Raw genomic sequence first — 25,381 nt, forward strand, 5'->3', positions numbered from 1 at the left:
CTGTGATCTACACCACCTGCAGCGGGTCCATGCGGATCTGCGCGAGGTGCTCGTCCTTGCGGGCGCTGCGCGCCGACGCGGCGGCCTTCAGCGAGGCGGCCAGGGCGAGGGTGTCGGCGCGCGGCACCCGCAGCAGGGCGCGCTCGGCGGAGTCGTCGCCGTCGCCGCCCGCACCGCCGACGGGCACCGGCCCCAGCAGTTCGGCGGAGGCGGGCAGTTCCACCTGGTCCAGCAGTTCGCGCACGTGCGCCGGATCGCCGGTGACCGAGGCCATCGCGACCGCGGGCGGAAAGCCCAGCTCCCGCCGCTCGGCGAGCTCCCGCTCGGCAAAGCCGCCCGGATCCCAGCGCACCAGCGCCTGGGTGGCGGACACCTGCGCGTCGGCGACCACGACCACGCGGCCGCCTTCTGCCGCCGGGCGGACCAGGGCGGCGGCGTTGCACCATCGCCGCAGCGCCTCCTCGGCCGCGCGCAGGTCGGCGCGGCCGAGCAGCGCCCAGCCGTCGAGCAGCACGGCGGCCGCGTAGCCGCCCTCGGCCGCGGGCTCGGCGCCGGGGGTGGCCACCACCAGTGCGGGGCGCTCGCCGACTCCGGTCAGCACCTCGTCGCGCCCGGAGGTGCGCACGGTCAGCGAAGGGAACGCACGGCCCATCTCCTCGGCCGTGCGGCGCGCGCCCACCACCGCGGCGCGCATCCGGGCGGCCCCGCACGAGGGGCAGCGCCACTCCCCGGCGATCCGCCCGCACCAGCGGCAGTAGGGCATGGCGTGCGCGCCGCGCACAGCCAGTGGTCCCTGGCAGGAGCCGCAGCGCGCCGGTGCCCGGCACGACGCGCATGCCAGCGAGGCGAGGTAGCCGCGGCGGGGCACCTGGACGAGCACCGGACCGCTCTGGGCGGCCTCGCGTGCGACGCGCAGCGCGAGACTGGGGATGCGGGCGGTGCGGGCGGCCTCGTCGCGCGCCAGTTCGCTGTCGTCGCCCGAGGGCTGCACCCGGGGGGCGCGCTCGCGCACGGTCGCGCGGTCGGCCGCCAGCGGGTGGGCCCAGCCGGACTCCACGAGCTGCGCGCCTTCGCTGGTGCGGGTGAAGCCGCCGATCAGCGCCGCCGCCTGCGCCCGGTGCGCGCGCATGGACAGGACCGTGCGCGCGTGCGGGTAGGGCGCGTGCGGGTCGGCGTGCACGTCGTCGCCGTCGTCCCACAGCACCACCAGGCCCAGCTTGCGCACCGGGGCGAAGGCGGCGGCGCGGGTGCCCACGACGACGCGGACGCGGCCGCGCAGCACCGCCAGCCACCGGCGGTAGCGCTCGGCGGGACCCAGGTCCGCCGTCAGCGCGACGTGGCGGCCCGCACCCAGCCGGCTGGCCAAGGCGGCGTCCACGGCTTCGACGTCGCGGCCGTCGGGCACGACCGCGACCGCGCCCTGGCCTGCGGAGAGCGCCGTGGCGGCGGCGACGGCGATCGCGTCGGCCCAGTCGGGACCGGGCAGGGCGTTCCACACGGCCCGCGGCGCCGCCCCCGACCGCAGCGCGGCGAGGAAGGAGCGCCCGGCCGGATAGCGCGACCAGGGACCGGGGTCGGGCGCGGAGGAGGAGACCCCGCTCGGCGCGGCGTCCGCGGGCGAAACCGCGGCCGGTGCGGAATCGGGGCCGCCGCCCGTGCTCGGCGGGTCGCCGTGCGGAGTCTCCGGAGGCTGCTCGCCGGCCGCCGCCTCCGCCGCCGAGCCATCGGCTCCGGTGCCGTCCGCGCCCGAGTCGGCGCCGGGCCTGTCGGGGTCCGCACCGGGTGCCGCGGCTCCCGCCGGCCCGCCGCCCTCCTTCTCGACGCGGGCGTGGCGCGGCGGCACCGCCAACCGCAGCACGTCGCTGAACGTGCCCGCGTAGCGGTCGGCGACGGCGCGGGCCAGTGCGCTGATCTCGGGGGTGAGAACCGGCTCGGACGAGACGACCTGGTGCAGGTAGGCCAGTTCGCCCTGGAAGTCGGACTCGGTGCGGCGTTCGATCACGAAGCCGGCGAGGAGCCGGCCGTGGAAGCGCACCCGCACCCGGCAGCCGGGCACCGCCGCCGCATCCATGCTTTCGGGGACCAGGTAGTCGAAGAGGCGGTCCAGGTGGGGGAGGGGAGTGTCGACGGCGACGCGCGCGACGGGATCGCGCTCGGCGGGGCGCTTGGGTTCGGGACGCTTGGTGCCCTTCGCTTTCCCCGCCCCCTTGGCGGCCGCCTTGCCGGCGCCTGCGGATTCCGCGTCCCTCCCGGTCGAGCCGTCTGCCCGCCGCTGCCCCGCGGCGGGCCGCGGCACGTCGAACAGGATTCCCTCGTCGGGGTCGGGCTGCGGAGTCATCGACATCTGGTGTACCAGAGCCCGCCGACACCCCCGCAGCGCTGCGCCGACGCCGACGCGGTCGGCGACGGGCGCCCGGGAGCGCGGGCGGGCTGGTAGACAAGTGCCAGGCGGAACACGATCGGTGAGGAAGAACGGTCCGAATGAAACTGGTCTTCGCGGGAACCCCTGAGGCGGCGGTGCCTTCGCTCAGGACGCTGCTGGGGTCGAGCCACGAGGTGGCCGCGGTGGCGACCCGGCCCGATGCCCGCGCCGGGCGCGGGCGGCACCTCTCGCCCAGCCCGGTCGCCCAGGTGGCCGAGGAGGCGGGCATCGAGGTGCTCAAGCCGGAGAAGGCGAGCGATCCCGGGTTCCTGGACCGGTTGCGGGAGATCGCCCCGGACTGCTGCCCGGTGGTGGCCTACGGTGCGCTCCTGCGCCAGGAGGCACTCGACGTCCCGCGGCACGGCTGGGTGAATCTGCACTTCTCGCTGCTGCCGCACTGGCGCGGCGCCGCCCCGGTGCAGCACGCGGTGCTGCACGGTGACGACCTCACGGGGGCGTCGACCTTCCGCATCGAACCCGACCTCGACTCCGGGCCGGTGTTCGGCACGCTGGTCGAACCCATCGGCCCCGCGGACACCAGCGGCGACCTGCTCGCGCGGCTCGCCGAGTCGGGCGCGGGTCTGCTGCTGCGCACCCTGGACGGCATCGAGTCGGGGGAGCTGGAGGCGCGGGCGCAGAGCGAGGAGGAGGTCTCCTTCGCGCCGAAGATCACCTCCGCCGACGCCGAGGTCGAGTTCACCGCCCCGGCCATGCGCGTCGACCGCCTGATCCGCGCCTGCACCCCGGCCCCCGGCCCGTGGACCACCTTCCGCGGCGAACGCCTGAAGCTCGGCCCCGTCCGCCCGGTCACCGACGCCGACGCCGTCCCGCCGGGGCGCCTGGTGGTCGCCAAGGACCGCGTGTTCGCCGGCACGGCCACCCACCCGGTCGAGCTGGGCGAGGTCCAGCCCCAGGGCAAGCGCCGCATGCCCGCCGTGGACTGGGCGCGCGGCGTCCGCCCCGGCGACTCCGACGTCCTCGGCGCGACCTGAGCCCCTACGGGGGTGCCGGCGCCCGCTGCCCGCGGGCACGCGCCTCCACGGCCGTGCGGACGCTCCCCGGAGCCGCCGGGACGACGGGCGCCACCCGTCCGGATCGAGGCGCCGCAAGCACCGGCCCCTGCGCGGTGATCGCCCGTAGCCGCGACCCCGCTCCGCCGACCCCACCGGGTACGCAGAGTGAGTATCCTCGTAATCCCGGTTCGACGCGATTCCCCGTGCCCGCGCGCCCGTACGAGGCCGAGCGCGGGGCGGTCGGCGCGTCCGGTTGCGAGTGCAGATCCCCCGGTGAGGCTGAAGGCAGAGTTCCCTGTGAGTGACCGTTCCCGTCCGCCCTCCCGCTCTTCCGGCAAGAGCGGGGGCAAGGGCGCCAAGAACACGCCGCCCGCCCCGAAGGATCCGGCTCGCCGGGCCGCCTACGATGTACTGCGGGCGGTGCAGGACCGCGACGCCTACGCCAACCTGCTGCTGCCCTCCATGCTGCGCGAACGCGGCATCCACGGGCGCGACGCCGCCCTTGCGACCGAGCTGACCTACGGCGCCCTGCGCCGCCAGGGCACCTACGACGCCATCCTCGACGCCTGCATCGACCGCTCGCTGTCCTCCGTCGACCCCGAGGTGCTGCCGGTTCTGCGCCTGGGCGCCCACCAGCTGCTCGCCACCGCCGTCCCGCCGCACGCCGCCGTCAGCGCGACCGTCGACCTCGCCCGCCGCGTGGTCGGGCACCACCGGGGCCGGTTCGCCAACGCGGTGCTGCGCAAGGTGGGCCGCCGCGACCTGCCGGACTGGACGGCGGTCGTGGCGCCCGACCGCGCCACCGACCCCGTCGGCCACCTGAGCATCGTGCACAGCCACCCGCGCTGGATCGTCGAGGCCCTCGCCGCCGCGCTGGGTGAGGCGGCCGACAAGGCCCCCGGCGCCCCCGGCGGCGCGGGCCCCGATGCGGAGGGGGCCGGGCTCGCCGAGACCGAGCAGCTGCTCGCCGCGCACAACGAGCGGCCGCGGGTGACCCTGGTGGCCAAGCCGGGCCGCGCGTCGGTGGCCGACCTCCTGGGAGGCGGCGCCACCGCCGCGCGGTACTCGCCCTACGGTGCCTATCTGGCCGAGGGCGACCCGGCCGCCCTGCGCGAGGTCCGCCAGCGGCGCGCCGCCGTCCAGGACGAAGCGAGCCAGCTCGTCGCACTCGCGCTGACCCGCGTCGGTGTCGAAGGCGCCGACGCGCGCTGGCTGGACGCCTGCGCCGGGCCGGGCGGAAAGTCGGGGCTGCTCGCCGGGCTCGCCGGCAAGCGGGAAGCGCGGCTTTTGGCCGCGGAGGTCCAGCCCGCCCGCGCGGGACTGGTGGCCCAGGCCGTGGAGCGCTCGGTGCGCGACGCCGGCCGGACCGTGGTGGCCGACTCCACCCGCCCGGCCTGGCGCCCCGGCGCCTTCGACCGGGTGCTCGTCGACGCGCCCTGCACCGGCCTGGGGGCGCTGCGCCGCCGCCCCGAGTCGCGCTGGCGGCGCACGCCCGAGACCGCCGACGGCCTGGCGCCGCTGCAGCGCGACCTGCTGCGCGGCGCGCTGGATTCGGCGCGTCCCGGCGGCGTGGTCGCCTACGTCACCTGCTCGCCGCACCTGGCCGAGACCAGCGCGATCGTGGCGGCGGTGCTGTCGGAACGCTCCGACGCCGAGGTGCTGCGCGCCGCCGACTACCTCGACGAGGTCCCCGGCATCGCGGCCGGCGCCGGAGGCCGGTACGTGCAGTTCTGGCCGCACCGCCACGGTACCGACGCCATGTTCCTCGCGCTGCTGCGCAAACGCTGAGGCCCGGCGCCGCCGCCGGTGCGTGCCGCCTCGGCCGCCGGTCCCCGGCGCGCGGGGCGCCGCCCCGCCCGGGGCCTGCTAATAGACTCGGCGGCGTGGCCATCCGAATCTCACCCAGCATCCTGTCCGCCGACTTCGCCCACCTCGCCGACGAGGCCGCGGCGGTCTCCGACACGGCCGACTGGCTGCACGTCGACGTGATGGACAACCATTTCGTGCCCAATCTGACACTGGGCCTGCCCGTCGTCGAGTCGCTGCTCAAGACGGTCACGGTGCCCATGGACTGCCACCTGATGATCGAGGACCCCGACCGCTGGGCGCCCGCCTACGCCGAGGCGGGTGCGGGCAGCGTCACCGTGCACGCCGAGGCGGCGCGCTCGCCGGTGCGCACGTTGCGGGAGATCCGCGGCCAGGGCGCACGCGCCGGTCTGGCGCTGAATCCCGGCACGGCCCTGGAGTCCTACGCCGACCTGGTGCCCGAGGTCGACATGCTGCTGCTGATGACGGTCGAGCCGGGCTTCGGCGGGCAGCGGTTCCTCGACATCGTGCTGCCCAAGATCCGCCGCGCCCGCGAGTTGATCGCGGCCGGTGGGGGCTCGATCTGGCTCCAGGTGGACGGCGGGATCAGCGAGGAGACGGTCGAGCGTGCCGCGGAGGCCGGCGCCGACGTCTTCGTGGCCGGCTCCTCGGTCTACAAGGCGGAGGACCCCGCCGCCGCGGTGCAGAGCCTGCGCGCCCAGGCGGAGAAGGCCGCCGTGTCCGGCAAGTAGCACCGGTTTCCGCGGCGCCGGGCCGACTGCGGCGAGAACCCGATGGAACGGATGTCCGCGCCCGCGGGTTGGGAGACCACCGCGGGTGCATCTACGATCACTGCTGAGCCGAGGTCTGGAATTCGGTGTCGGAACGCACCGGTAAGGCGCGCTCCAGACTCCGAGTCCGCTAGGCGAGGTGTGCATGAACGCGGTGTGGGACGCCGAGATCGGCGTCGTGGAGTGGGTCCAGAGCTGGGGAGGATGGCTCCAAGCCCCGATGCAGGGCGTCAGCGTCTTGGGCTCCCAGGCGATGCTGCTCGTCGTGGTGACGCTGGTGTTCTGGTGCCTGCACGCGGGACTGGGCGCGCGGACCTTCGTCGCCGTCTCCGGCGGCGCGCTGCTCGTCGGCCTGCTGAAGATCGTGCTGTACGCCCCGCGGCCCTCCTGGTACCACCACGCCGTGCGGCCGATCGCCGCGCCCACGACCTTCGGCGCCCCTTCCGCGCACGCGTCGACGTCGCTGCTGCTGTGGGGGTCGCTGGCCCTGCGCAGCCGGCGGCGGTGGATCTGGGGCGCGGCCGCCGCCGTGGTCCTGGCCGTAGGGGTGACCCGGATCTACCTCGGCGCCCACTTCGTCACCGACCTGCTGGCCGGCTGGCTGGTGGCCGCCGCCGTGCTGTGGGCCGCGCTGCGCTACGAGGCGGCGGTGACGGCGCGCTGGCGCAGCCTCCCGCTTTCGGCCCAGGTCGGACTGGCGCTGGCCCTGTCCCTCGCCCCGCTGCTCGCCGCCGCCGGGTGGCAGGCGCTCGTCCACGCCGGCTGGAGCCCGCCCGAGGCCTGGACGGGCGGCGTGCCGCCGCGGATCGGCGCCACCTCGCTTACGTACGTGGCCGGGGCCGCGGGCGGTTTCTTCGGCGGCGCCGCGGGGCTGTCCGTGCTCGCCGCGCGCGGCTGGTACAGCGCCGCGGGGTCGGCGGTCTCCCGCACCGCGCGGTATGTGATCGGAATCTCCGGCGTCGTGCTGATCCTGGCGGTCGCCGGGGTGGCCGTCCCCGAAGCCGCGGGCGCCTCCGCGGCCGTGCGCGACTACGTGCTCTTCGCGGTGCTGGCGGCCTGGTGCGCGCTGGGCGCCCCCGAGCTGTTCCTGCGGATGGGACTTGCCGAGCGCCCCGAACCGGCCGCACCGAACGAGCAGTCGCCGACAGGCGGGCCCGGTGCGGGCCGGGAATGAGCCGGCGTGGCACACTGTTGGCAGATACATTGACACGACACGACGCGTGCTCCGGGGTCGGTGAAAGTCCGAACCGGCGGTGACAGTCCGCGACCCGGCCGAGGCCATCGGCCGGTTGAACCGGTGGAATTCCGGTACCGACGGTGAAAGTCCGGATGGGAGGCAGTACGCGTGGGATACGGCCGAGTCGCGGGTGCTGTGCCCGCTCTTCGCGGTTCCCCCGGGCGGACCTGACCGCCTGCACGCCACCCCCGGAGCCCTGAGCAGGGTTAGGGGATGGATGGGACGTGTTCACCGGAATCGTCGAGGAGCTCGGTGAGGTCACCGAGATCGAGCAGGCGGGCGACTTCGTCGGCGACGCCGTACGGCTGACGCTGCGCGGGCCCGTCGTCACCGCCGATGCGGCACACGGCGACTCCATCGCCGTCAACGGCGTCTGCCTCACCGTCACCGCCGTCTTTGGCGAGTGCTTCAGCGCCGATGTGATGAAGGAGACGCTGGACCGCTCCAGCCTCGGTGCCCTGAGCTCGGGGTCGCCGGTCAACCTGGAGCGCGCAGCCAAGGTCTCCGACCGCCTCGGCGGCCACATCGTGCAGGGCCACGTCGACGCCAAGGCCGAGGTCGTCGAGCGCATCAGCGGCTCCCGGTGGGAGACCGTCCGCTTCTCCCTGCCCCCCGAGTCGGCGCGCTACGTGGTCGAGAAGGGCTCCATCACCGTCGACGGCGTGAGCCTGACCGTCGCCTCGGTGGCCGCCGACAGCTTCACCGTCAGCCTCATCCCCACCACGCTCCACCTCACCACGCTCGGCGCCAAGGGCATCGGCGCCCCGGTGAACCTGGAGACCGACATCGTCGCCAAGTACGTCGAGCGCCTCGTCGCCGGCTCCGCGGCGGGTGCCTGATGAGCAGGCACGACAGCGCCCGGCGCGCCCGGCGCGCCCGGCGCACCGCGCCCCGCACACCCGTCGACGCAGCCGCCACACGCACCGCAGGCCACGGCCAAGGAGTTCCCGCAGCGATGACCGGCATCACCACCGAGCAGCCCGCCGCAGCGAACGGCCACCGCGACGCGGGCGGCGCGCCGCGCCCGCGCCTCCTCGACGACATCGCCGACGCCGTCGCCGACATCGCCGCCGGGCGACCGGTGATCGTGGTCGACGACGAGGACCGCGAGAACGAGGGGGACCTCGTCTTCGCCGCCGAGGCCGCCACTCCCGAACTGCTCGCGTTCACCGTCCGCCACAGCTCCGGGCTGGTGTGCGTGCCCATGCTCGGCGAAGACCTCGACCGGCTCGAACTGCCGCTGATGACCGCCGACAACCAGGACGGCCTGGGCACCGCCTACACCGTCACCGTGGACGCCCGCTCCGGTATCACCACCGGCATCTCCGCCGCCGATCGGGCGCGCACCATCAGCCTGCTCGCCGGGCCCCGCACCGAGGCCGGCGACCTGCGGCGGCCCGGCCACGTGCTCCCGCTGCGGTACCGCCCCGGCGGGGTGCTCACCCGGCGCGGGCACACCGAAGCCTCGATCGATCTCGCCCGGCTGGCCGGCATGCGGCCCGCCGCGGTCATCGCCGAGGTCGTCGAGGACGACGGCACCATGGCCCGCCTGCCGCGGCTGCGCGAGTTCGCCGACGAGCACGGGCTGCGCGTCGTCTCGATCGACCAGTTGGTGCACCACATCGAGGCGAGTGCCGCCGACGCCGACGCTGCCGCCCCCGGCGCACCCGCCGCCGTGCCGGGCGCAGCCGCCTCGACCGCCCGTCCGCCGCTGGTCGAGCGCGTCGTCGAGACCCGCATCCCCAACAGCCACGGCGAATGGCGCGCCGTGGGCTACCGCGGTACCACCGACGGTGCCGAGCACGTCGCGCTGGTCTTCGGCGATCCCGCCGACGGCGCCGAGACCCTGGTGCGCCTGCACTCGGAGTGCCTCACCGGCGACGCGTTCGGCTCCCACCGCTGCGACTGCGGCGCCCAACTGGAGGCGGCGATGGCCGCCATCGCCGCCGAAGGGCGCGGCGTCCTGGTCTACCTGCGCGGCCACGAGGGACGCGGCATCGGACTGCTGCACAAGCTGCTGGCCTACCGGCTGCAGGACTCCGGCGCCGACACCGTCGACGCCAACCTGGAGCTGGGCCTGCCCGCCGACGCCCGCGACTTCAGCGCCGGCGCGGCGATCCTGGCCGACCTGGGTGCCCGCTCGGTGCGGCTGCTGAGCAACAACCCGCGCAAGACCGACGGGCTGAGCGAGCACGGGATCACCGTCGCCGAGCGGATCCCCATGCCCAGCGCGGTGACCGCCGACAACCTGCGCTATCTGCAGACCAAGCGCGACCGGATGGGCCACGACCTGCCCGGGATCGTCGCCGCCACCTGATGCGGCGCGCCGCACCCCGACCCCAGTCCGAGCAAGCCGGAGGGAAACCGACATGAGCGGAACCGGACGCCCCGAGGAGCACGCGGTCGACGCCGCGGGCCTGCGCGTGGGCATCGTCGCGACCCGCTGGAACGCCGATGTCGTCGAGCCCATGCTCGCCCGCGCCCGCGAGGCCCTGGCGCACTGGGGCGCCGAGGAGCCCGACGTCGTCCACGTGGCCGGGGCGGTCGAGCTCCCCGTCGTGGCCCAGCAGTTCGCCCGCACCCGCGACGCGGTCGTGGCGCTCGGCGCGGTCATCCGCGGCGGCACACCGCACTTCGACTACGTGTGCCAGTCGCTGACGCAGGGCCTGACGGAGGTGGCGCTGGCCGAGTCCACCCCCGTCGCGAACGGGGTGCTCACCTGTGATACCCAAGAGCAGGCGCGCGACCGCGCCGGGCTCCCCGGCAGCCGGGAGGACAAGGGCTGGGAGGCCGCGACGGCCGCCGTCGACACCGCGGCCGTCCTGCGCGGTCTGCGCACCGCCGGCGGCGAGCGCGTCGCCGGCTAGCGAGGGAGCACGTGCGAAGGCGGAGGGCGGGCCGGTGGGCGCCGACGAAGCGGAACGAGGAGACACAGGCACCGTGGACGAGGACGGGCGCGAAGGGCGGGCCCCGGGCCTGCCGGTGACGTGGCGGCCGCGCAACATGCGCATCGTGGGCTACGCCCTCGCCGCGCTCGTCCTGGCGACCATGGTGCTGCTGGCCATCGTGCTGCCGCCCGACTGGCGGCTCTCCGACCGGTTCGGCCTGGTGTTCCTGGGTCTGGTCGGCGTGGGCGTGCTGCACCTGCTCGCCCGGCCCTGCCTGCGCGCCACCGAGGACCGCGTGACCGTGGTCAACAGCATCCGCACGCACGTGCTGGAGTGGCCCGAGATCGTCGACGCCCGCATGCCGGTGGGCGAGCCCTGGCCGACCATCGACCTCGCCGACGGCTCGACGCTGGCGGTGATGGGCATCCAGAGCAACGACGGCGCCATGGCGCGCCGGGCGCTCGCCGACTTCCAGCACCTGCTGCACAGCCGGGGAGAGGCCGAGGAGCCGGAGCGGCCGGGGTGACGGCGGCCCGGCTCGCCGACGACTCGCGCTAGCGCCGGGCGGTCCCGCGCGGGCTCCGATCGCCGCACCCGGCCGGAGTCGCGGTTTTCACCGTTTCGGTCGCCCGCCGCGCACTCGGTCCGCGATCGGGGGCTTGACGGCGCGGCGGAAAAGGCGCCTGCTGGAGGTATGGATACCGGCGACCGGCACGAGCGTCCGCACCGCCCGCGTCCGCTCAACCTCCGCGCCAAGGCGCTGCTGTGGACGGCGGTCGTGAGCGTCGTCGCGCTCGACGACCTGCTGGGCCGCCTGGCGATCTGAGGCCGCGCCGCCCGGCCCGGCGGCGCGCCGCCCCGAGCGCCGCCGACACCGTCGCCGCGGGTTCGCCCGAAGAGCCCGCGGGCGGCCGCATCCGCGCGGTGCGGCACCGGCCGCGGCCACGGCTGTGCCGCGGAGCCGATCGGCGCCCCGCAGCCGACGGTTCGAAAACACCGCACAATGCGGCCGCCGCGGGTTTGTCGATTCTTGTCCCCCGCTGCACTCTCCCCCTAGCGTGCGGACCGTCTAGCCTGGGCCCGAGGAGGAGGGGAGGCCCACTTCGATGGCTGACGCACCGGGAGCCGCCGCGGCGATCACCGGCCCCGAGCAGTTCGCACGGCGGCTCGACGAACACGACTACCTGGCAGACGACGGCGCCGCTACCGCCTGCTTCCTGGCCGTGCGCATGGGCCGCCCGCTGTTCCTGGAAGGCGACGCCGGAGTGGGCAAGACCGAGCTCGCCAAGGCATTGGCCGCCGTGCTGGACGCTCCCCTCATCCGCCTGCAGTGCTACGAGGGCATCGACGCCGCCCAGGCGCTCTACGACTGGGACTACCCGCGCCAGCTGCTACACCTGCGCGCCGCCCAGGCCGCGGGCGCCGGCGCAGACGCCGACCAGCTCGAATCCGGCCTCTACGACCGCCGCTTCCTGCTCGCGCGCCCGCTGCTGCGCGCCCTGGAGGCCGGCGCCGCCGGTCCCGGCGTGCTCCTCGTCGACGAGATCGACCGCGCCGACGACGAGTTCGAGGCGTTCCTGCTGGAGTTCCTCTCCGACTTCACCATCTCCATCCCCGAACTCGGCACGGTGCGCACCGCCAACCCGCCGGTCGTGGTGCTCACCTCCAACCGCACCCGCGAGGTGCACGACGCCCTGAAGCGCCGCTGCCTCTACCACTGGATGCCCAACCCCGGCTTCGAGCGCGAGGCCGCCATCATCCGCCGCCGGCTGCCCGAGGCCGCCGACCGCCTCGTCCACCAGGTCGCCGCCGCCGGCCAGCGGCTGCGCGACCCCGACAGCGAGGGCTTCGACCTGGTCAAGCCGCCCGGAGTGGCCGAGACCATCGACTGGACCGCGGCGCTGGTCGCGCTGGGCGCCCGCGAACTCGACCCCGACACCGCCGCCCGCAGCCTCGGCGCGCTCATCAAGCACCGCGAGGACTCCGAGGCCGTCCGGCTCAAACTCGCGGCGCTGCTCGACGGGCACGAACCCGAACCGGCGGGGTGAGCGGCGTGGAGCGGGCCGCACGCGACGCCATCGAGACCCTGCTGGGTTTCGTGCGGACCCTGCGCGCCGCCGGAGTCGGTGCCGACACGGGCCGCGCGGCGGCGTTCCTGCGCGCCGTGGACACCCTCGACGTCACCCGCCCCGAACCCGTCTACTGGGCCGGGCGGCTGACCCTGTGCTCCCACGGCGCCGACCTGGCCCGCTACGACGCCTGCTTCGCCGCCTACTTCGGCGGCGCCGCCCCCGCCGCGGCCGAACACGCCCGACCCCTGGCCACCACGGCTCCGGCCATGTGGAACCCGCCCGCCTCCGACGACACCGACACTGACACCGATACCACCGGCCTCGCCGCCGGCGACACCGAGGTGCTGCGCACGGCCGACATCGCCGCTCTCACTCGCGAGGAACGCGCGGCCGTGGCCCGGCTCGTATCGCGGATCTCAGCCGACCGCCCGCGCCGCCGCACCCGCCGCCTCGAACCCGCCGTCCACGGCCGCCTGGACCACCGCCGCATGCTGCGCTCCGCGCTGCGCACCGGCGGCGAGCCGCTGCGGCTGCCGCGCCGCCACCGCTCCACCCGGCCCCGCCGCGTCGTCCTCCTCGTCGACATCAGCGGATCCATGGCGCCCTACGCCGACGCCCTGCTGCGCCTGGCCCACGTCGTCGTGCGCGGACACCCCCGCCACACCGAGGCGTTCAGCGTGGGCACCCGGCTGACCCGGCTGACGCCGCAGATGCGGCTGCGCGACCCCGCCGCCGCGCTGGCCGCCGTCGCCGACGCGATCCCCGACTGGAGCGGCGGCACCCGGCTGGGCACCGAGCTCAAGGAGTTCCTCGACCTCTACGGCCGCCGCGGCACCGCCCGCGGCGCCCTGGCGATCATCGCCTCCGACGGCTGGGAGCGCGGCGACGCCGCCCTGCTGGGCACCCAGATGGCCCGGCTCGCCCGGCTGGCGCACCGCGTGGTGTGGGTGAACCCGCATAAGGCCCAGCCCGGCTACGCCCCGCTCACCGCGGGGATGCGGGCCGCCTGGCCGCACATCGACGACTTCGTGTCCGGACACAGCCTGGACGCGCTGGAACAGCTCGCCACCGCCGTGATCGGCGGTCGGCGCGAGGGAGGAGTGCACCGTGCGTGACATCCGCGCCGCTGTCGCCGACATGTACGCCCGCGGCGAGACGTTCGCCCTGGCCACGGTCATCGACACCTACCACAGCGCGCCGCGCGAGGCCGGTGCCGCGATGGCCGTGGGCCCCGGCGGCGAGGTCGCCGGCAGCGTGTCCGGCGGCTGCGTGGAAGGGGCGGTCTACGAACTGGCGCAGGAGGTCGTCGCCACCGGCGAGGCCGCCCGCGCCACGTACGGCGTCAGCGACGACGACGCCTTCGCCGTCGGGCTGACGTGCGGCGGAACCCTGCACGTACTCGTCGAACCGGTCGACCCCGCGCACCACCCGCACCTGGGCGGCGTCCTCGCCGACATCGAGGCGCACCGCCCGGTCGCCGTGGCCACCGTCGCCGGAGGGCCGGGCCGCGTCGGCGCGCGCCGGGTGATCCGGCCCGACCGCGCGGAGGGCGACCTGGGCGGCAGCCGCCTGGAGGCCGCCGTCGACGACGACGCCCGCGGAATGCTCGCCCAGGGCAGCACCGGCATCTTGCGCTACGGCGCCGACGGCCAGCGCCGCGGCGACGAACTTGAGGTGTTCGTGCAGTCCTTCGCGCCTTCGCCCCGCATGCTCGTCTTCGGTGCGATCGACTTCGCCGCGGCGGTCGCCGAGATCGGCGCCTACCTGGGGTACCGCGTCACCGTCTGCGACGCCCGGCCGGTCTTCGCCACCGCGAAGCGCTTCCCCCGCGCCGACGAGGTGGTGGTCAAGTGGCCGCACGTGTTCCTCGGCGAGATCGAGGCCCAGATCGACGAGCGCACCGCCGTCTGCGTGCTGACCCACGACCCCAAGTTCGACGTGCCGGTCCTGGAGGTGGCGCTGCGCACCCCGGCCGGCTACATCGGGGCGATGGGCAGCCGCCGCACGCACGAGGACCGCCTGGCGAGGCTGCGCGAGGCGGGGATCGAGGAGCACAAGCTCGCGCGGGTGCGCTCGCCCATCGGGCTCGACCTCGGCGCGCGCACGCCCGAGGAGACCGCAGTGTCCATCGCCGCCGAGCTGATCCAGACCCGCTGGGGCGGCAGCGGGCGGCCGCTCTCGGCGACCACCGGCCGCATCCACACCGAACCGCTCGCGGCCGCCGGCGTCCGCGACGACGAGGCCGTGCCCGCGGCGCGCTCCAGCTGAGCCCGACCGGCGGGCCCGGATCGCGCCCGCGCGGCGGAGGCGGCGCGACACGCCCGGGCGCAATCCGCGCGGACGGCCGGATGCGGACAGCGGTTGCGGTAACCCCGCTCGCCGATGTGCCGCGATCTACCCGCACGCGGGCCGTTTCGGGATCCACCCGGCCCCGGCGGCCGCCCACGGCGAGCCGCGGCGGGGGGTCGGCGTGGCATCATCGCGCCATGACGACACGCGAGCAGAGCGACGCCGGCGCGAGCGACACGCCGATCGCCGGGATGCTGCTGGCCGCGGGGCAGGGGAGCCGACTGGGCCGGCCCAAGGCGCTGGTCGAGGTCGCGGGGGAGCGGCTGGCCGACCGCGGCGCCCGCATGCTGCGCGAAGGCGGCTGCGCACCCGTCTACATCGTGACCGGAGCCGCCGAGGTCGACGTGGAGCGCGCTGCGGCCGTACACAACCCCGACTGGGAGACCGGGCTGGGTTCGTCGCTGCGGGTCGGGCTGGAGGCTATGCCGGGCGACGTCGACGCGGTCGTCGTCGCGCTGGCCGACCAGCCGTTCGTGAGCGCGGCCGCGGTGCGGCGACTGCTCGCGGCCTACGGCGACGGCGCACGCGCCGCCGTCGCGACCTACGCGGGCAACCTGCGCAACCCCGTGCTGCTGGCCCGCGAGCACTGGCCCAGCGTCCACGCCCTCGCCGAGGGCGACGTGGGAGCGCGCCCGTTCCTGCGGGCCTACTCCCACCTGGTGACCACCGTTCCCTGCGACGACGTGGCCAGCCCCGACGACATCGACACCCCCGAGGACCTCATGCGGCTGCAAACCGTCCTGGACGGTCCCGCAGCCCCGCCCTCCGCGGACTGACCCGCCCCCCGCGCATCCCCGCCGCGGGTTACGACGAGCCGGCCTGCGGCTCGGTGCGGGCGATGCCGAACCGCGAGCGCGTCTCCTCGCCCGGCTCCAGCACTATCAGATCGGTGCCCGAGGAGAACGCGTCCGGCGGGCACGTCATCGGCTCGACCGCCAGCCCGCGCCGGTGCATCCCCTCGGGCAGGCCCTCCGCGCTGAACACCTGCAGCCAGCCGAACGAGGCGTCGGCCCACACCGCCACCGCTGCGCGTCCGAAGGACAGCACCGTCCACGCCAAGCCGTCGGAATCGCGCTCCAGGTCGGTGAACGCGGTGTCGAACGCCGTCGGACCGATCGGGCGCGGAGTGCGGAAGTCGTGCTCGGTGCCCGCGACCGGCTCGGGCGGTCCCGCCGGGAGCAGCCGCTCGTCGGCGGGCTGCCGGCTGCCGGCGGGCAGCCGCAGCACCGCGTCGTCCAGCGGCCCAGCGACGGCGAGGTAGGGGTGGGCGCCGGCCCCGTAGGGCGCGGCCGAGTCGCCGGCGTTGCGTGCCCCCAGGGTGACCGTGAGCCCCGAGGCGGCGTCGAGCTCGTAGACCGCGGTCAGCTCCAGGCGGAACGGGTACCCCGGCGCGCCGTCGAGGAGGCAGCTCAGCTCGGCCCGGTCCGATGCGATCTCCACCGGCAGCCACGGGCGCGCGTGGGCCAGCCCGTGCAGCGCGGTGCCGCGCTCCGGCTCGGTGATCTCCAGCTGGTGCTCGACGCCTTTGAAGACGTAGCTGCCGTCACCGACCCGGTTGGGCCAGGGCGCCAGCAGCCGGCCTTCGAAGGCGGCGGGCTGGACGTCGGGCGGGCAGGTCCAGATCAGCTCCTCGCCGCCGTAGGCCAGGCGGCACATGGAGGCGCCCTGACGGCTCACGACCGCCTCGTAGTCCCCTGCCGTCAACTCGATCGCGTCGCCCACCGGTGCCCGCCCTTTCCGTTCCGTTACCGATCCCGGGCGATGATAGTGCCCCCGGGCCGCTCTCGGGGGCGCCGCACCGCACCCGGCCCGCGGGCGTGACGAACGTCCCGCACCCGGCACCGCCCGGTCCGAAAGTCAGCCGAAGACGTTGTACAGCGGGATCAGCACGCCCGCGCCCACCATCAAAAGGCCGGTGGAGCACAGGACGAGCAGCATCAGCAGCGAGCCCGCGACGGCGATCCGGTAGGACACCAGCCGGGAGCGAGCGGGCGACCGGCTCGCCGCCTTGCGGCCCAGTAGCACCAGGAGCACCCCGAGCAGGGCGGGCAGCCACCACTGGTCCTCCACGTCCCCGGGCAGCAGGCCCACCACGGCGCCGGCCGCGGCCGCGACCGCCGAGACGATCGGACTCGCGGTGAATTCGACCACCGCCGTGTAGGCGTCGGCGAAGGGACCGGGCCGGTCCGGGTAGAACCCGCCCGCGCGCAGCAGCCGGCCGAGCCCGTCGAGCAGGCCGAGAACGGCCGCGGGGTAGGCGAACCGGCGACCGCGCCCGGCACCCTGCGCCCGTTCGATCTGGCGCATGCTGCGATTGACGCGCGCGCGCTCCTTCTCCTCCCTGCGGCGCGCCTTGCGCTGCTCGACCTCGGTCAGCGGCCGCCCGTAGTGCGTGCCGTACCCGCCGTAGGGGGTGGTTCCCCAGGGCGCGCCCGAGGGGTCCGCGGGCTGCGCCGTGCCCGATCCCCCGATGCGGCCGCGCACCCGCTGCCAGCGGTCCGCCACGGCGTCGGAGAAGGCCGCCCGGCGGTCGCGCCGCCGCGCGCGCCCCTCCTGCTTGTCGTGCTCGCGCTGGGCGGCGCCGATGCGCGCGGCCACCGGCTGCAGCAGCGAGGCGGCGACCAGGGCCGAGTTGGCGGCGAGCGCGCCAGAACGGCGGCTCAGCCCCGTGTCGCGCTGTCGGCGCCACCAGTCGACGTGCGGAGCCGGGCTGCGGTGGCGCGGATGCCACGACTGCGCGCGCAGCCGGCCCCGCTCGCGTCCGGCCGCGTCGGGGTCCAGTACGAGTTCGACGGCCAGCGCCCAGGCGCCGTCCCACGCGTGGCGAGGCAGGTCCGCGGCGCCGGCGGCCGCGGCCGGGCCCTCCGCCAGCCCCCGCACCGTCGCCTCGACCTGGCGCATGATCAGCGGAACATCGTGCTGCACGTGCTCCAGCGGCGCGCAGCGGCCGACCCCCTCCGCGCGGCATCCGGGGTGGCCGCACCAGTGGCGCGCCGCCAGATCCAGAGCACCCAGCTCCAGCGCCTCCCGCAGTGCCGCATGCCGGCTGGCCCCGCCCCGGGCCAGCGCCAGCACACCCTCGGCGCCGACCTCCAGCCCGCGGAAGCGCGGCGGCATGCCCGGCACGAACCGGGCCGCCAGCGCGCTGATGGCCAGGTGCACCCGCTCGGGACGGGCGTCGAGGTCGGTGAGGTAGGCCCGGTCGAACGTGTAGTCGTTGACCTCCCGGTCCAGCCAGGTGCGCAGCGTCGGCCAGTGCGTACGCAGCCACACCTCGCCGCGGTCCCAACGGTCCAGCAGGTCGAACGCGAGGCTGGGCGGGTCGTCGTGGGAGGTGTCGGCGAAGCTGATGGGGGCGTGCCGGCGCGGCCGGGCGATGGTCGGCCGCCCCCCGGCCAGCCATTCGCGTACCTCGGCGTGGCCCCAGCGCGCCGAGGGAGCGGGGGTGAGCAGGCCGCGCGCCAGCAGCCGCCAGGACTCGTCGGTGATGGCCGAGACGTCGATCTCGGTGCTGCGCGCCGTCAGCCAGCTCTCACCGCGCTCGGGGCGCCGCCCGGTGAGCAGTTCGTGCACCATGACGCCCAGCGACCACCACGCCGCGGGGGCCTCGCGCCGGCCCTCCACGACCTCGGGCGCGGCGTAGGCCTCGGTGATCGCCAGCCCGCCGTAGACCCGGCTCATGGTGGCCCGCACGGCGCCGCCGAAGTCGGTCAGCGCGAACACCGGAGGGTCGCTGGAGCGGACCAGCAGGTTCTCCGGCTTGACGTCGGTGTGGTTGTGCTGCAGATCCTCCTGCCAGTGGCGCAGGCAGTCGGCGACCGCGGCGACCACGGCCCGCGCCGTGGCGTCGTCGACGGGGGACCGCTCCATCACCGACCGCAGCGAGCCGTCGGCGAAGTACTCCTGGGCCTCCCAGGCCACCTCCTCGTCCCACGAGCTGCGGGCCCAGCCGTAGCCGTCGATGGCGGGAGTGTGCGGGTCGCCCTCCCCGCGGGCGCGCAGCCGGTCGAGCAGTTCGCGGTTGATGTCGTGGCCGGGGCGGTAGACCTTCAGCGCGATCCGGCGCCCGGCCCGCTCGCCGGACGCACTCCGCTCGTGGCGGCGCCCGGCTTCGAGGGGCTCGGCGAGGTAGACGACGGCCTCACCCCCCGATCCGATGCGCTCCAGCACCGTGTAGCTGCGGCGCAGGTCCGCGGGCACCGCATAGTCGATCTCGCCGGCCGGGCCCACCACCACCCGCGTGAGCAGACGCGGGAACCAGGCGAACAGGGGGGCGAGCAGTCGGCGCCACCACGGCGGCGCGGGGCGCTCGGCCGCGCCCTCGGCGGTGCGGGGGGTCAGCCCGGCGCGCGTCAGCGCCCGGGTATGGGGCCGGGTGTGGGCCCGCGTTCGACCGCTGTCGCCGGCACCCGGGCTCGCCCCGGTGCGCGGTCGCAGGACGCGGGTGACCCACCGGGTGCGGGCGCGATCGGCGTCGAGCCGGGTGGTCGTTCCGGCCGGCTCGACATTCCGGGTGGGTGAGTCGGGATCCCAGGACTCGGGCATCGTGGTGGCGGCGTCCCTCGGGGTTCTCACTGCTGCGGCAACGCGGCGCCGGGGGCGGCGCCGCGCCGTGCTGACCCCTTACAGACTAGGTGAGGCGGTGCCCGGCGAGAGGCGCCTGAGACCCGGATTCATCCCTGATCCCGCCGGGGCCTGCGTCGGGACGGTTTTCGGACGGGTGTCGGTGGACGCATCGAGTCGGCTTGGCCCGTCTATCGTGAACTTATGGTCGCAGGTAAGCGCATTCCTCGGCCATAAGTTCGCGACCATCGCCGGATGGACCGGCATACCGGACATACCGGCGCCGGGCCGCCCAGCAGACCCGACCCGCCCCCGCCAGACGTCCAACCGGTCGGCACCCGGCCCCGGTGACCGCGGGGACAAGTCCCGTGCGAGTGCGTGCGAGGTGAACGGGCGGTCGGGCCCGGAAGGTCAGTGGCCGCCCGGTTCCTCGTCTCCCGCGGGTGCGATGCCCAGCAGTTCGCAGGCGTCGCGGTACATCCGCACCACCTCGCGGCGGACCTGGCCGCGTTCGGTGAGTTCCTGCGACCAGGGGATGCGCACCGCCGCCTCGGCGCCGTCGACGGTCGCCAGGTAGTCGCCGCCCGCGGCGTCGACGCCGGTCATCCGCGCGGCGGTGGCCTCGGGAACCCCGCCCAGTGCGCGGCAGATGGCCAGGGTCTCCTGCGGATGGTCGCCGTTCATGTGGGCGGTGATCGCCGAGACGACCTCGGCCGTGAACGGTGTGGAGGGCACGGTCATCGGGGGTTCCTCCGGCGTGGCTGTGTCGGGCGGACCCGCCGGAGCGGGCTCCGGGACGCGAGCGGGCCGCCGCCCGGCGGCGGCGCGACGAGCATATCCGCCGCGCCGCCGGAGCCTGGCCGGCGCCGCCTTCACCCCTCCTCGCGGGTGAACTCCGCGTCGATGTCGATCCTGATGCGGTCGGCCACGACCACGCCGCCGCCGTCCATCGGCATCTCGATGTCGACGCCGAACGCGCTGCGGCTGATCTCGGTCTCCGCGTGGAACCCGGCACGGGTCATGCCGTAGGGATCGCGTGTCACACCGTTGAACTCCAGCCGGAGCTCGATCGGGCGCGTGGTGCCCCGCACGGTCAGCTCCCCGTCGAGCAGGAAGTCCTCGCCCGAGGTGCGGATGCCGGTGGACTCGAACGTCCACTGCGGATGGGTGGCCGTGTCGAAGAAGTCCGCGGAGCGCACGTGGTTGTCGCGCTGCTCGTTGTCGGTGTTCAGCGAGTCGGCCTCGATGGTGGCGCGCACGTGCGACCGCAGCGGGTCCTCGGGCACGGTCAGCACGGCGTCGAACCGCTCGAACCGGCCGCGTACCCGGCTGACCATCATGTGGCGTACCGAGAACCCGAGAATCGAGTGCACGGTGTCGATCCGCCAGGTGCCCGGTTCCAGCTGCTGATCGGACATGTTCTCCCCCTGCATTGCGCATTGTCCGTATTCGTCGCTCAGTGTATCGGGGCGATCGCTTCCGGTGGCGGCGCGGCCGGTGTCCGACGTGCCGCGGGCGGCATGAGCGTTACGGCGGAGCGGCACCTGCAGGTGAATCGGGTGTTCCACCCCGGGCGGTGCGTCCGGTTGGCTAAGCTGGTCCGCGGACATCCCGACTGGGGCGGGTTCCGCCCCGACGAGCAGGAGCCTGAACCCGTCGTGAACCGCCCTACCATCACCGGAGCGCAGCGCTTCCGCGACGACGACGGCTCGGCCGACCCCGCCGTCGCCGCCCGGCTCGACGCGTATTCGCGCGGTGAGGCCGGCGACCGCCAGGTGCTCGACGCACTGGGGGAGTCGCGTCTGCTGGTGCCGGTGCTCGCCGTGCCGGGCGAGGGCGAGGACAACGAGGGCGAGAACACTGCGGGGCGCACGCGCGAGAAGGCCGCCGACGTCGCTCTGCCGCTGATGGTCGGCCAGGACGGCCGCCGCGGCGTGCCCGCCTTCACCTCGGTCGGCTCCGCCCGGGCCTGGCGCGAGGACGCCCGCCCGGTCCCGGTCACCGCCGTCGACGCCTGCCGCGCCGCCATGGACGAGGGCGCCGACGCCGTGGTCGTCGACGTCGCCGGGCCCGTCACCTACTCCATCCGGGGGCGGTTCCTCACCACCCTGGCCGAGCACGGCACGGTGCCCGCACCCAAGGAGGATCCGCAGGTCCTCGCGCTGATCTACCGGGTCACCCACACCGAGTTCGGCATCGGCCGCGTGCGCGTGCACGAGTCCGAGCGGGCCGACATCGGCATCCGCCTGGAGCTCGACCGGCGCGACGACGAGTCGCTGCGGCGCGTCGCCGACCGGCTCTCCACCGAACTCGCCCCCATGCTGCCGGGCGGGGTCGAGCTGAGCGCGGTCGTACGCGCCGAGCGCCGTGGCTGACTCGTCCCGCCGCCCCGGCTCCGCCAGCCCCGGCTGGGCACGGTTGCGCGGGATCGGCTAGCTTCCCGCCCATGCTCGGAATCGCCGACGCCGCGCTGGCGCTGCTGCTGGCGGCCGCGGGCGCACCGGTCGGCGCGGCCGCGGGCCGCCTGGTCCCCCTGTTCGCCCGGCACGACCCCGGTCCCGACGACGACGCTCCGCCGCCCCCGCCCGCCTGCCCCGCCTGCGGAGCGCCGATCCCGTTCGTCGGCTGGCTGCCCGCGGTACGCCTGCGCGGATTCGCCCGCAACGGGCGCTGCCCTGCCTGCGCCCGCTCCGTGCCGCCCTCAGCACCGCTCGCGGCCGCCACCGGCGTGCTCTTCGGCGCCGTCGGCCTGTCCGCGGGGGTGTCCGGGGCGGCGGCCGATCCCGTGTGGACGGCGGCGCTGCTGTTCTTCGCCGCGGTCGGCGCGCTGCTGGCCGCCGTCGACGTCCGAGTGCACCGGCTGCCCGACGCCATCGTCGGCCCGGCCTACCCGATCGCGGTCCCGCTGGTGTGCGGCGCCGCCGTGCTGGAGAGCGCCGCTGGCACCCCGGCCCCCGCGCTCTCCGCCGCCGACCTGGGCGCCGCCGCCTACCCGCTGGGCGGCCTGGCCGGCCTGGCCGCCTTCTACTGGCTGCTGTGGTTCATCCACCCGGCCGGGATGGGCTGGGGAGACGTGAAGATCGCCGGACTGGTCGGGCTGTACCTCGGGGCCGCCGGATTCGCCGCCGCGGTGGCGGGCACCCTGGCCGCGTTCCTGGCATCCGCGGTCTACGGCGTGGTGCTCCTGGCGCTGCGCCGCGCCACCCGACGCACCCAGATCCCCTTCGGCCCGTTCATGATCGGCGGCGCACTGGCCGTGCTGCTCGCCGGGCCGCACGCGGGCCTGCCGGGCCTGGCAGGCTGAGCCGGCCGGCGGCCGGGGATACTCGATGTGCCCGCCCGCCCCCGCACGTGAAATGATCGGGACCATGTTGCGCTGGCTTACCGCAGGGGAGTCCCACGGCCCCGCACTCGTCGCGATACTGGAGGGCCTCCCGGCCGGCGTCGCCGTCACCTCGGACGACATCGCCGCCGCACTGGTCCGCCGTCGCGCCGGGTACGGCCGGGGCGCCCGGATGAAGTTCGAGCAGGACGAGGTGACCGTCGTCGGCGGCATCCGGCACGGCCTGACCCAGGGCGGTCCCGTGGCCGTGGAGGTCGCCAACTCCGAGTGGCCCAAGTGGGAGCGGGTGATGTCGCCCGACCCGGTGCCCGCGGAAGAGCTGGAGGGTGTGGCGCGCAACGCCCCGCTGACCCGGCCGCGCCCGGGCCACGCCGACCTCGTCGGCATGCAGAAGTACGGCCACGACGAGGCCCGGCCGGTGCTGGAGCGCGCCAGCGCCCGCGAGACCGCCGCCCGCGTGGCCCTCGGCGAGGTCGCCCGCGCCTTCTGCCGCCAGGCACTGGGCGTGGAGATCCTCAGCCACGTCGTGTCGATGGGCGGTATCAGCGCCCCCGAGACCGAGCTGCCCGAGCCCGGCGACCTGGAGCGCATCGACGCCGACCCGCTGCGCTGCTTCGACGCCGAGACCAGCGCGCGCATGGTCGCCGAGGTCGACGACACCAAGAAGGCCGGCGACACCCTGGGCGGGGTCGTTGAGGTGCTCGCCTACGGCCTGCCGCCGGGGCTGGGCAGCCACGTCCACTGGGACCGCCGCCTGGATTCGCGGCTGGCCGGCGCGCTCATGGGCATCCAGGCCATCAAGGGCGTCGAGCTCGGCGACGGGTTCCGCACGGCCGCCCGCCGCGGCTCGGAGGCCCACGACGAGATCGAACCCGATCCCGGCGCGGCGGGTGTGCGCCGCCGCAGCAACCGCTCCGGCGGCGTGGAGGGCGGCATGACCACCGGCGCGCCGCTGCGCGTGCGCGCCGCCATGAAGCCCATCGCCACGGTCCCCCGCGCACTCGACACCGTCGACGTCGCCACCGGCGAGGCGGCCCAGGCCCACCACCAGCGCAGCGACGTCACCGCGGTCCCCGCCGCGGGCGTGGTCGCCGAGTCGATGACGGCCCTCGTACTCGCCGAGGCGGCCGTCGAGAAGTTCGGCGGCGACTCCCTGGCCGAGACGGCCCGCAACGCCCGCGCCTACCTGGATACGCTGGAGACCCGGTAGCCCCGCCCGACGACCGAGGGAGACAGGCGATGAGCACACCGATCGCGGTTCTGATCGGCTCGCCCGGCGCGGGCAAGACCACCGTCGGCCGGGCGCTGGCGGAGCGGTTGGGCGTGGACCTGCTGGACACCGACACGGAGATCGAGGCGCGCGCCGGCAAGCCCATCGGCGACATCTTCGTCGAGGACGGCGAGCCGGCCTTCCGCTCGCTGGAGCGCGAGATCACCGCCGAGGCGCTGGCCGCCTGGACCGGCGTCGTCGCGCTGGGCGGGGGAGCGATTCTCGACTCCGCGACCTCCGCCGAACTCGACCGGCACCACGTGGTCTATCTGCAGGTGGACTTCGCCGACGCCGCCAAGCGGGTCGGCCTGGACACCCCGCGCCCGCTGCTGGCCGGCAACCCCCGCACCCGGCTGCGCCACCTGCTGGAGGAGCGCCTGCCGCTGTACGAGGGACTGGCGCGGGCCACCGTGCCCACGAGCGGCTACCACCCCGAGGAGATCGTGGACGCCATCGTCGAGGGCCTGCCCGAGCACCGGGAGCCGAGCCGATGAGCGCGACCCGCATCGGCGTGGGCGGCCCCGCCGCCGACCCCTACGACGTCGTCGTGGGCAGCGGCGTCTTCGCCGAACTGCCGGAACTGGTGGGCAAGCGCGCCGAACAGGTCGCCGTGGTCCACCCCGAGGGGCTCGCCGAGCTGGCCCGCCCGGTGCTGGGGGCGCTGGAGTCGGCCGGCTACACCGTCCACCCGCTGCCCGTGCCCGAAGGCGAGGCCGCCAAGACCGCCGAGGTCGCCGCCGGCCTGTGGAGCGCCCTGGGCCGAGCGGGCTTCACCCGCACCGACGCCGTGGTGGGGGTGGGCGGCGGCGCCGTCACCGACCTCGCCGGGTTCGTCGCCGCCACCTGGCTGCGCGGCGTCCGCTGCGTCCTGGTCCCCACGACCCTGCTGGGCATGGTGGATGCCGCCGTGGGCGGCAAGACCGGCATCAACACCCCCGAGGGCAAGAACCTGGTCGGCTCCTTCCACCCGCCCGCCGGCGTGCTCTGCGACCTGGCCACCCTGCCCAGCCTGCCCGCCGCCGACTACATCGGCGGCCTGGCCGAGATCGTCAAGGCGGGATTCATCGCCGACCCGGCGATCCTCGACCTCATCGAGGCCGACCCCGTAGGCGCCACCCGTCCCGAGGGGCGCCACACCCGCGAACTCATCGAGCGCGCCGTCGCCGTCAAGGCCGAGGTCGTCTCGGCCGACCTGCGCGAAAGCGGCCGCCGGGAGATCCTCAACTACGGCCACACGCTCGGCCACGCGATCGAGCGCGCCGAGGACTACACGTTCCGGCACGGCTACGCGGTCGCCATCGGCATGGTCTTCGCCGCCGAACTCGCGCGCCTGGACGGCCGCATCGGCGCGGACCTGGTCGAGCGGCACCGCCGCGTGCTCGCGGCGCTTGGGCTGCCCACCGGCTACACCGACCGGGCGTGGCCCGCCCTGCGGCAGAGCATGCGCGTGGACAAGAAGGCGCGCGGCGCCACCCTGCGCTTCATCGTGCTCGACTCCCTCGGCGAGCCCGCCGTGCTCCCCGGGCCTTCGGCGGAGCTGCTGGACGCCGCATACGCCGCGATCAGCACGTGAGTACGCGTAGCCCGACGTGAACGCCCGCACCGGTGAGACCCACTAGACTGCGAT

23 protein-coding genes and 1 riboswitch are annotated in these 25,381 nt (G+C 75.4%); of the genes, 18 read left to right on the forward strand and 5 right to left on the reverse strand.

All coding sequences use genetic code 11. The features are described 5' to 3' along the window. Positions 1-7 precede the first annotated feature (7 nt). Positions 8-2,338 (reverse strand): primosomal protein N', encoded by a 2,331-nt coding sequence (locus EKD16_RS10065; RefSeq protein WP_131102311.1) that lies wholly within the window; start codon positions 2,336-2,338, stop codon positions 8-10. Positions 2,339-2,481: 143 nt separating this feature from the next. On the opposite strand from EKD16_RS10065, the gene fmt reads away from it, so the two are divergent. From fmt to EKD16_RS10125, 13 genes are all read left to right on the forward strand, one after another. Beyond that, positions 2,482-3,414: a methionyl-tRNA formyltransferase gene (fmt, locus tag EKD16_RS10070; RefSeq protein WP_131098144.1), complete on the forward strand. Its 933-nt coding sequence runs from the start codon at positions 2,482-2,484 to the stop codon at positions 3,412-3,414. Positions 3,415-3,732: 318 nt separating this feature from the next. Next, positions 3,733-5,223 carry an RsmB/NOP family class I SAM-dependent RNA methyltransferase gene (locus EKD16_RS10075; RefSeq protein WP_131098145.1) on the forward strand — a complete coding sequence of 497 codons (1,491 nt, stop codon included), beginning with the start codon at positions 3,733-3,735 and terminating at the stop codon, positions 5,221-5,223. Between the two features lie 95 nt (positions 5,224-5,318). Beyond that, positions 5,319-5,993 carry a ribulose-phosphate 3-epimerase gene (gene rpe, locus EKD16_RS10080; protein ID WP_131098146.1) on the forward strand — a complete coding sequence of 225 codons (675 nt, stop codon included), beginning with the start codon at positions 5,319-5,321 and terminating at the stop codon, positions 5,991-5,993. Positions 5,994-6,177: 184 nt separating this feature from the next. After that, complete coding sequence (locus tag EKD16_RS10085; RefSeq protein WP_131098147.1) at positions 6,178-7,206, forward strand: phosphatase PAP2 family protein; 1,029 nt, start codon at positions 6,178-6,180, stop codon at positions 7,204-7,206. A gap of 42 nt (positions 7,207-7,248) precedes the next feature. Further along, positions 7,249-7,379, forward strand: a riboswitch (FMN riboswitch). Positions 7,380-7,493: 114 nt separating this feature from the next. Further along, complete coding sequence (locus EKD16_RS10090; protein WP_131098148.1) at positions 7,494-8,108, forward strand: riboflavin synthase; 615 nt, start codon at positions 7,494-7,496, stop codon at positions 8,106-8,108. Positions 8,109-8,224: 116 nt separating this feature from the next. Beyond that, positions 8,225-9,586: a bifunctional 3,4-dihydroxy-2-butanone-4-phosphate synthase/GTP cyclohydrolase II gene (locus EKD16_RS10095; protein WP_131098149.1), complete on the forward strand. Its 1,362-nt coding sequence runs from the start codon at positions 8,225-8,227 to the stop codon at positions 9,584-9,586. A 52-nt stretch (positions 9,587-9,638) separates the two neighbouring features. Continuing rightward, entirely contained in the window at positions 9,639-10,136 is a 498-nt protein-coding gene (ribH, locus tag EKD16_RS10100) for a 6,7-dimethyl-8-ribityllumazine synthase (protein WP_131098150.1), read from the forward strand. A 136-nt stretch (positions 10,137-10,272) separates the two neighbouring features. Next, entirely contained in the window at positions 10,273-10,683 is a 411-nt protein-coding gene (locus EKD16_RS10105; protein WP_131102313.1) for a PH domain-containing protein, read from the forward strand. 168 nt (positions 10,684-10,851) lie between these two features. Then, positions 10,852-10,983: a hypothetical protein gene (locus EKD16_RS26355; protein WP_278248930.1), complete on the forward strand. Its 132-nt coding sequence runs from the start codon at positions 10,852-10,854 to the stop codon at positions 10,981-10,983. A gap of 280 nt (positions 10,984-11,263) precedes the next feature. Then, positions 11,264-12,205 carry an AAA family ATPase gene (locus tag EKD16_RS10110; protein ID WP_131098151.1) on the forward strand — a complete coding sequence of 314 codons (942 nt, stop codon included), beginning with the start codon at positions 11,264-11,266 and terminating at the stop codon, positions 12,203-12,205. Between the two features lie 5 nt (positions 12,206-12,210). After that, a complete protein-coding gene (locus EKD16_RS10115; RefSeq protein WP_242677322.1) occupies positions 12,211-13,344 on the forward strand; it encodes a vWA domain-containing protein in 1,134 nt (377 codons plus the stop codon). After that, on the forward strand, positions 13,337-14,497 hold the full coding sequence (locus EKD16_RS10120) for an XdhC family protein (RefSeq protein ID WP_131098152.1): 1,161 nt from the start codon (positions 13,337-13,339) through the stop codon (positions 14,495-14,497). Before EKD16_RS10115 ends, EKD16_RS10120 begins: the two co-directional genes overlap by 8 nt. Before the next feature lie 218 nt (positions 14,498-14,715). Continuing rightward, positions 14,716-15,354 (forward strand): nucleotidyltransferase family protein, encoded by a 639-nt coding sequence (locus EKD16_RS10125; protein ID WP_131098153.1) that lies wholly within the window; start codon positions 14,716-14,718, stop codon positions 15,352-15,354. Between the two features lie 28 nt (positions 15,355-15,382). Here EKD16_RS10125 and EKD16_RS10130 read toward each other — a convergent pair whose 3' ends face one another. The 4 genes from EKD16_RS10130 to EKD16_RS10145 form a co-directional block, all read right to left on the reverse strand. Continuing rightward, entirely contained in the window at positions 15,383-16,300 is a 918-nt protein-coding gene (locus tag EKD16_RS10130) for an aldose 1-epimerase family protein (RefSeq protein ID WP_131098154.1), read from the reverse strand. Positions 16,301-16,435: 135 nt separating this feature from the next. Next, positions 16,436-19,123, reverse strand: a complete 2,688-nt coding sequence (locus EKD16_RS10135; protein ID WP_131098155.1) for a protein kinase domain-containing protein — start codon at positions 19,121-19,123, stop codon at positions 16,436-16,438. A 429-nt stretch (positions 19,124-19,552) separates the two neighbouring features. Next, complete coding sequence (locus EKD16_RS10140; protein WP_131098156.1) at positions 19,553-19,882, reverse strand: DUF2470 domain-containing protein; 330 nt, start codon at positions 19,880-19,882, stop codon at positions 19,553-19,555. A 131-nt stretch (positions 19,883-20,013) separates the two neighbouring features. After that, positions 20,014-20,559 carry a YceI family protein gene (locus EKD16_RS10145; protein ID WP_131098157.1) on the reverse strand — a complete coding sequence of 182 codons (546 nt, stop codon included), beginning with the start codon at positions 20,557-20,559 and terminating at the stop codon, positions 20,014-20,016. A gap of 240 nt (positions 20,560-20,799) precedes the next feature. Between EKD16_RS10145 and EKD16_RS10150 the strand changes: the two genes are divergently transcribed. The 5 genes from EKD16_RS10150 to aroB all read left to right on the forward strand — a co-directional run bounded on the left by EKD16_RS10150 (position 20,800) and on the right by aroB (position 25,327). Further along, positions 20,800-21,516 (forward strand): SseB family protein, encoded by a 717-nt coding sequence (locus tag EKD16_RS10150; RefSeq protein WP_131102317.1) that lies wholly within the window; start codon positions 20,800-20,802, stop codon positions 21,514-21,516. Positions 21,517-21,587: 71 nt separating this feature from the next. After that, entirely contained in the window at positions 21,588-22,445 is an 858-nt protein-coding gene (locus EKD16_RS10155) for an A24 family peptidase (protein WP_131098158.1), read from the forward strand. A gap of 64 nt (positions 22,446-22,509) precedes the next feature. After that, complete coding sequence (gene aroC, locus EKD16_RS10160) at positions 22,510-23,694, forward strand: chorismate synthase (protein WP_131098159.1); 1,185 nt, start codon at positions 22,510-22,512, stop codon at positions 23,692-23,694. Positions 23,695-23,723: 29 nt separating this feature from the next. Beyond that, positions 23,724-24,248, forward strand: a complete 525-nt coding sequence (locus EKD16_RS10165) for a shikimate kinase (RefSeq protein ID WP_131098160.1) — start codon at positions 23,724-23,726, stop codon at positions 24,246-24,248. Further along, on the forward strand, positions 24,245-25,327 hold the full coding sequence (gene aroB / locus EKD16_RS10170) for a 3-dehydroquinate synthase (protein ID WP_131098161.1): 1,083 nt from the start codon (positions 24,245-24,247) through the stop codon (positions 25,325-25,327). Before EKD16_RS10165 ends, aroB begins: the two co-directional genes overlap by 4 nt. Positions 25,328-25,381: the final 54 nt, after the last annotated feature.

Source organism: Streptomonospora litoralis, from assembly GCF_004323735.1.
GTDB classification, from domain to species: Bacteria; Actinomycetota; Actinomycetes; order Streptosporangiales; family Streptosporangiaceae; genus Streptomonospora; species Streptomonospora litoralis.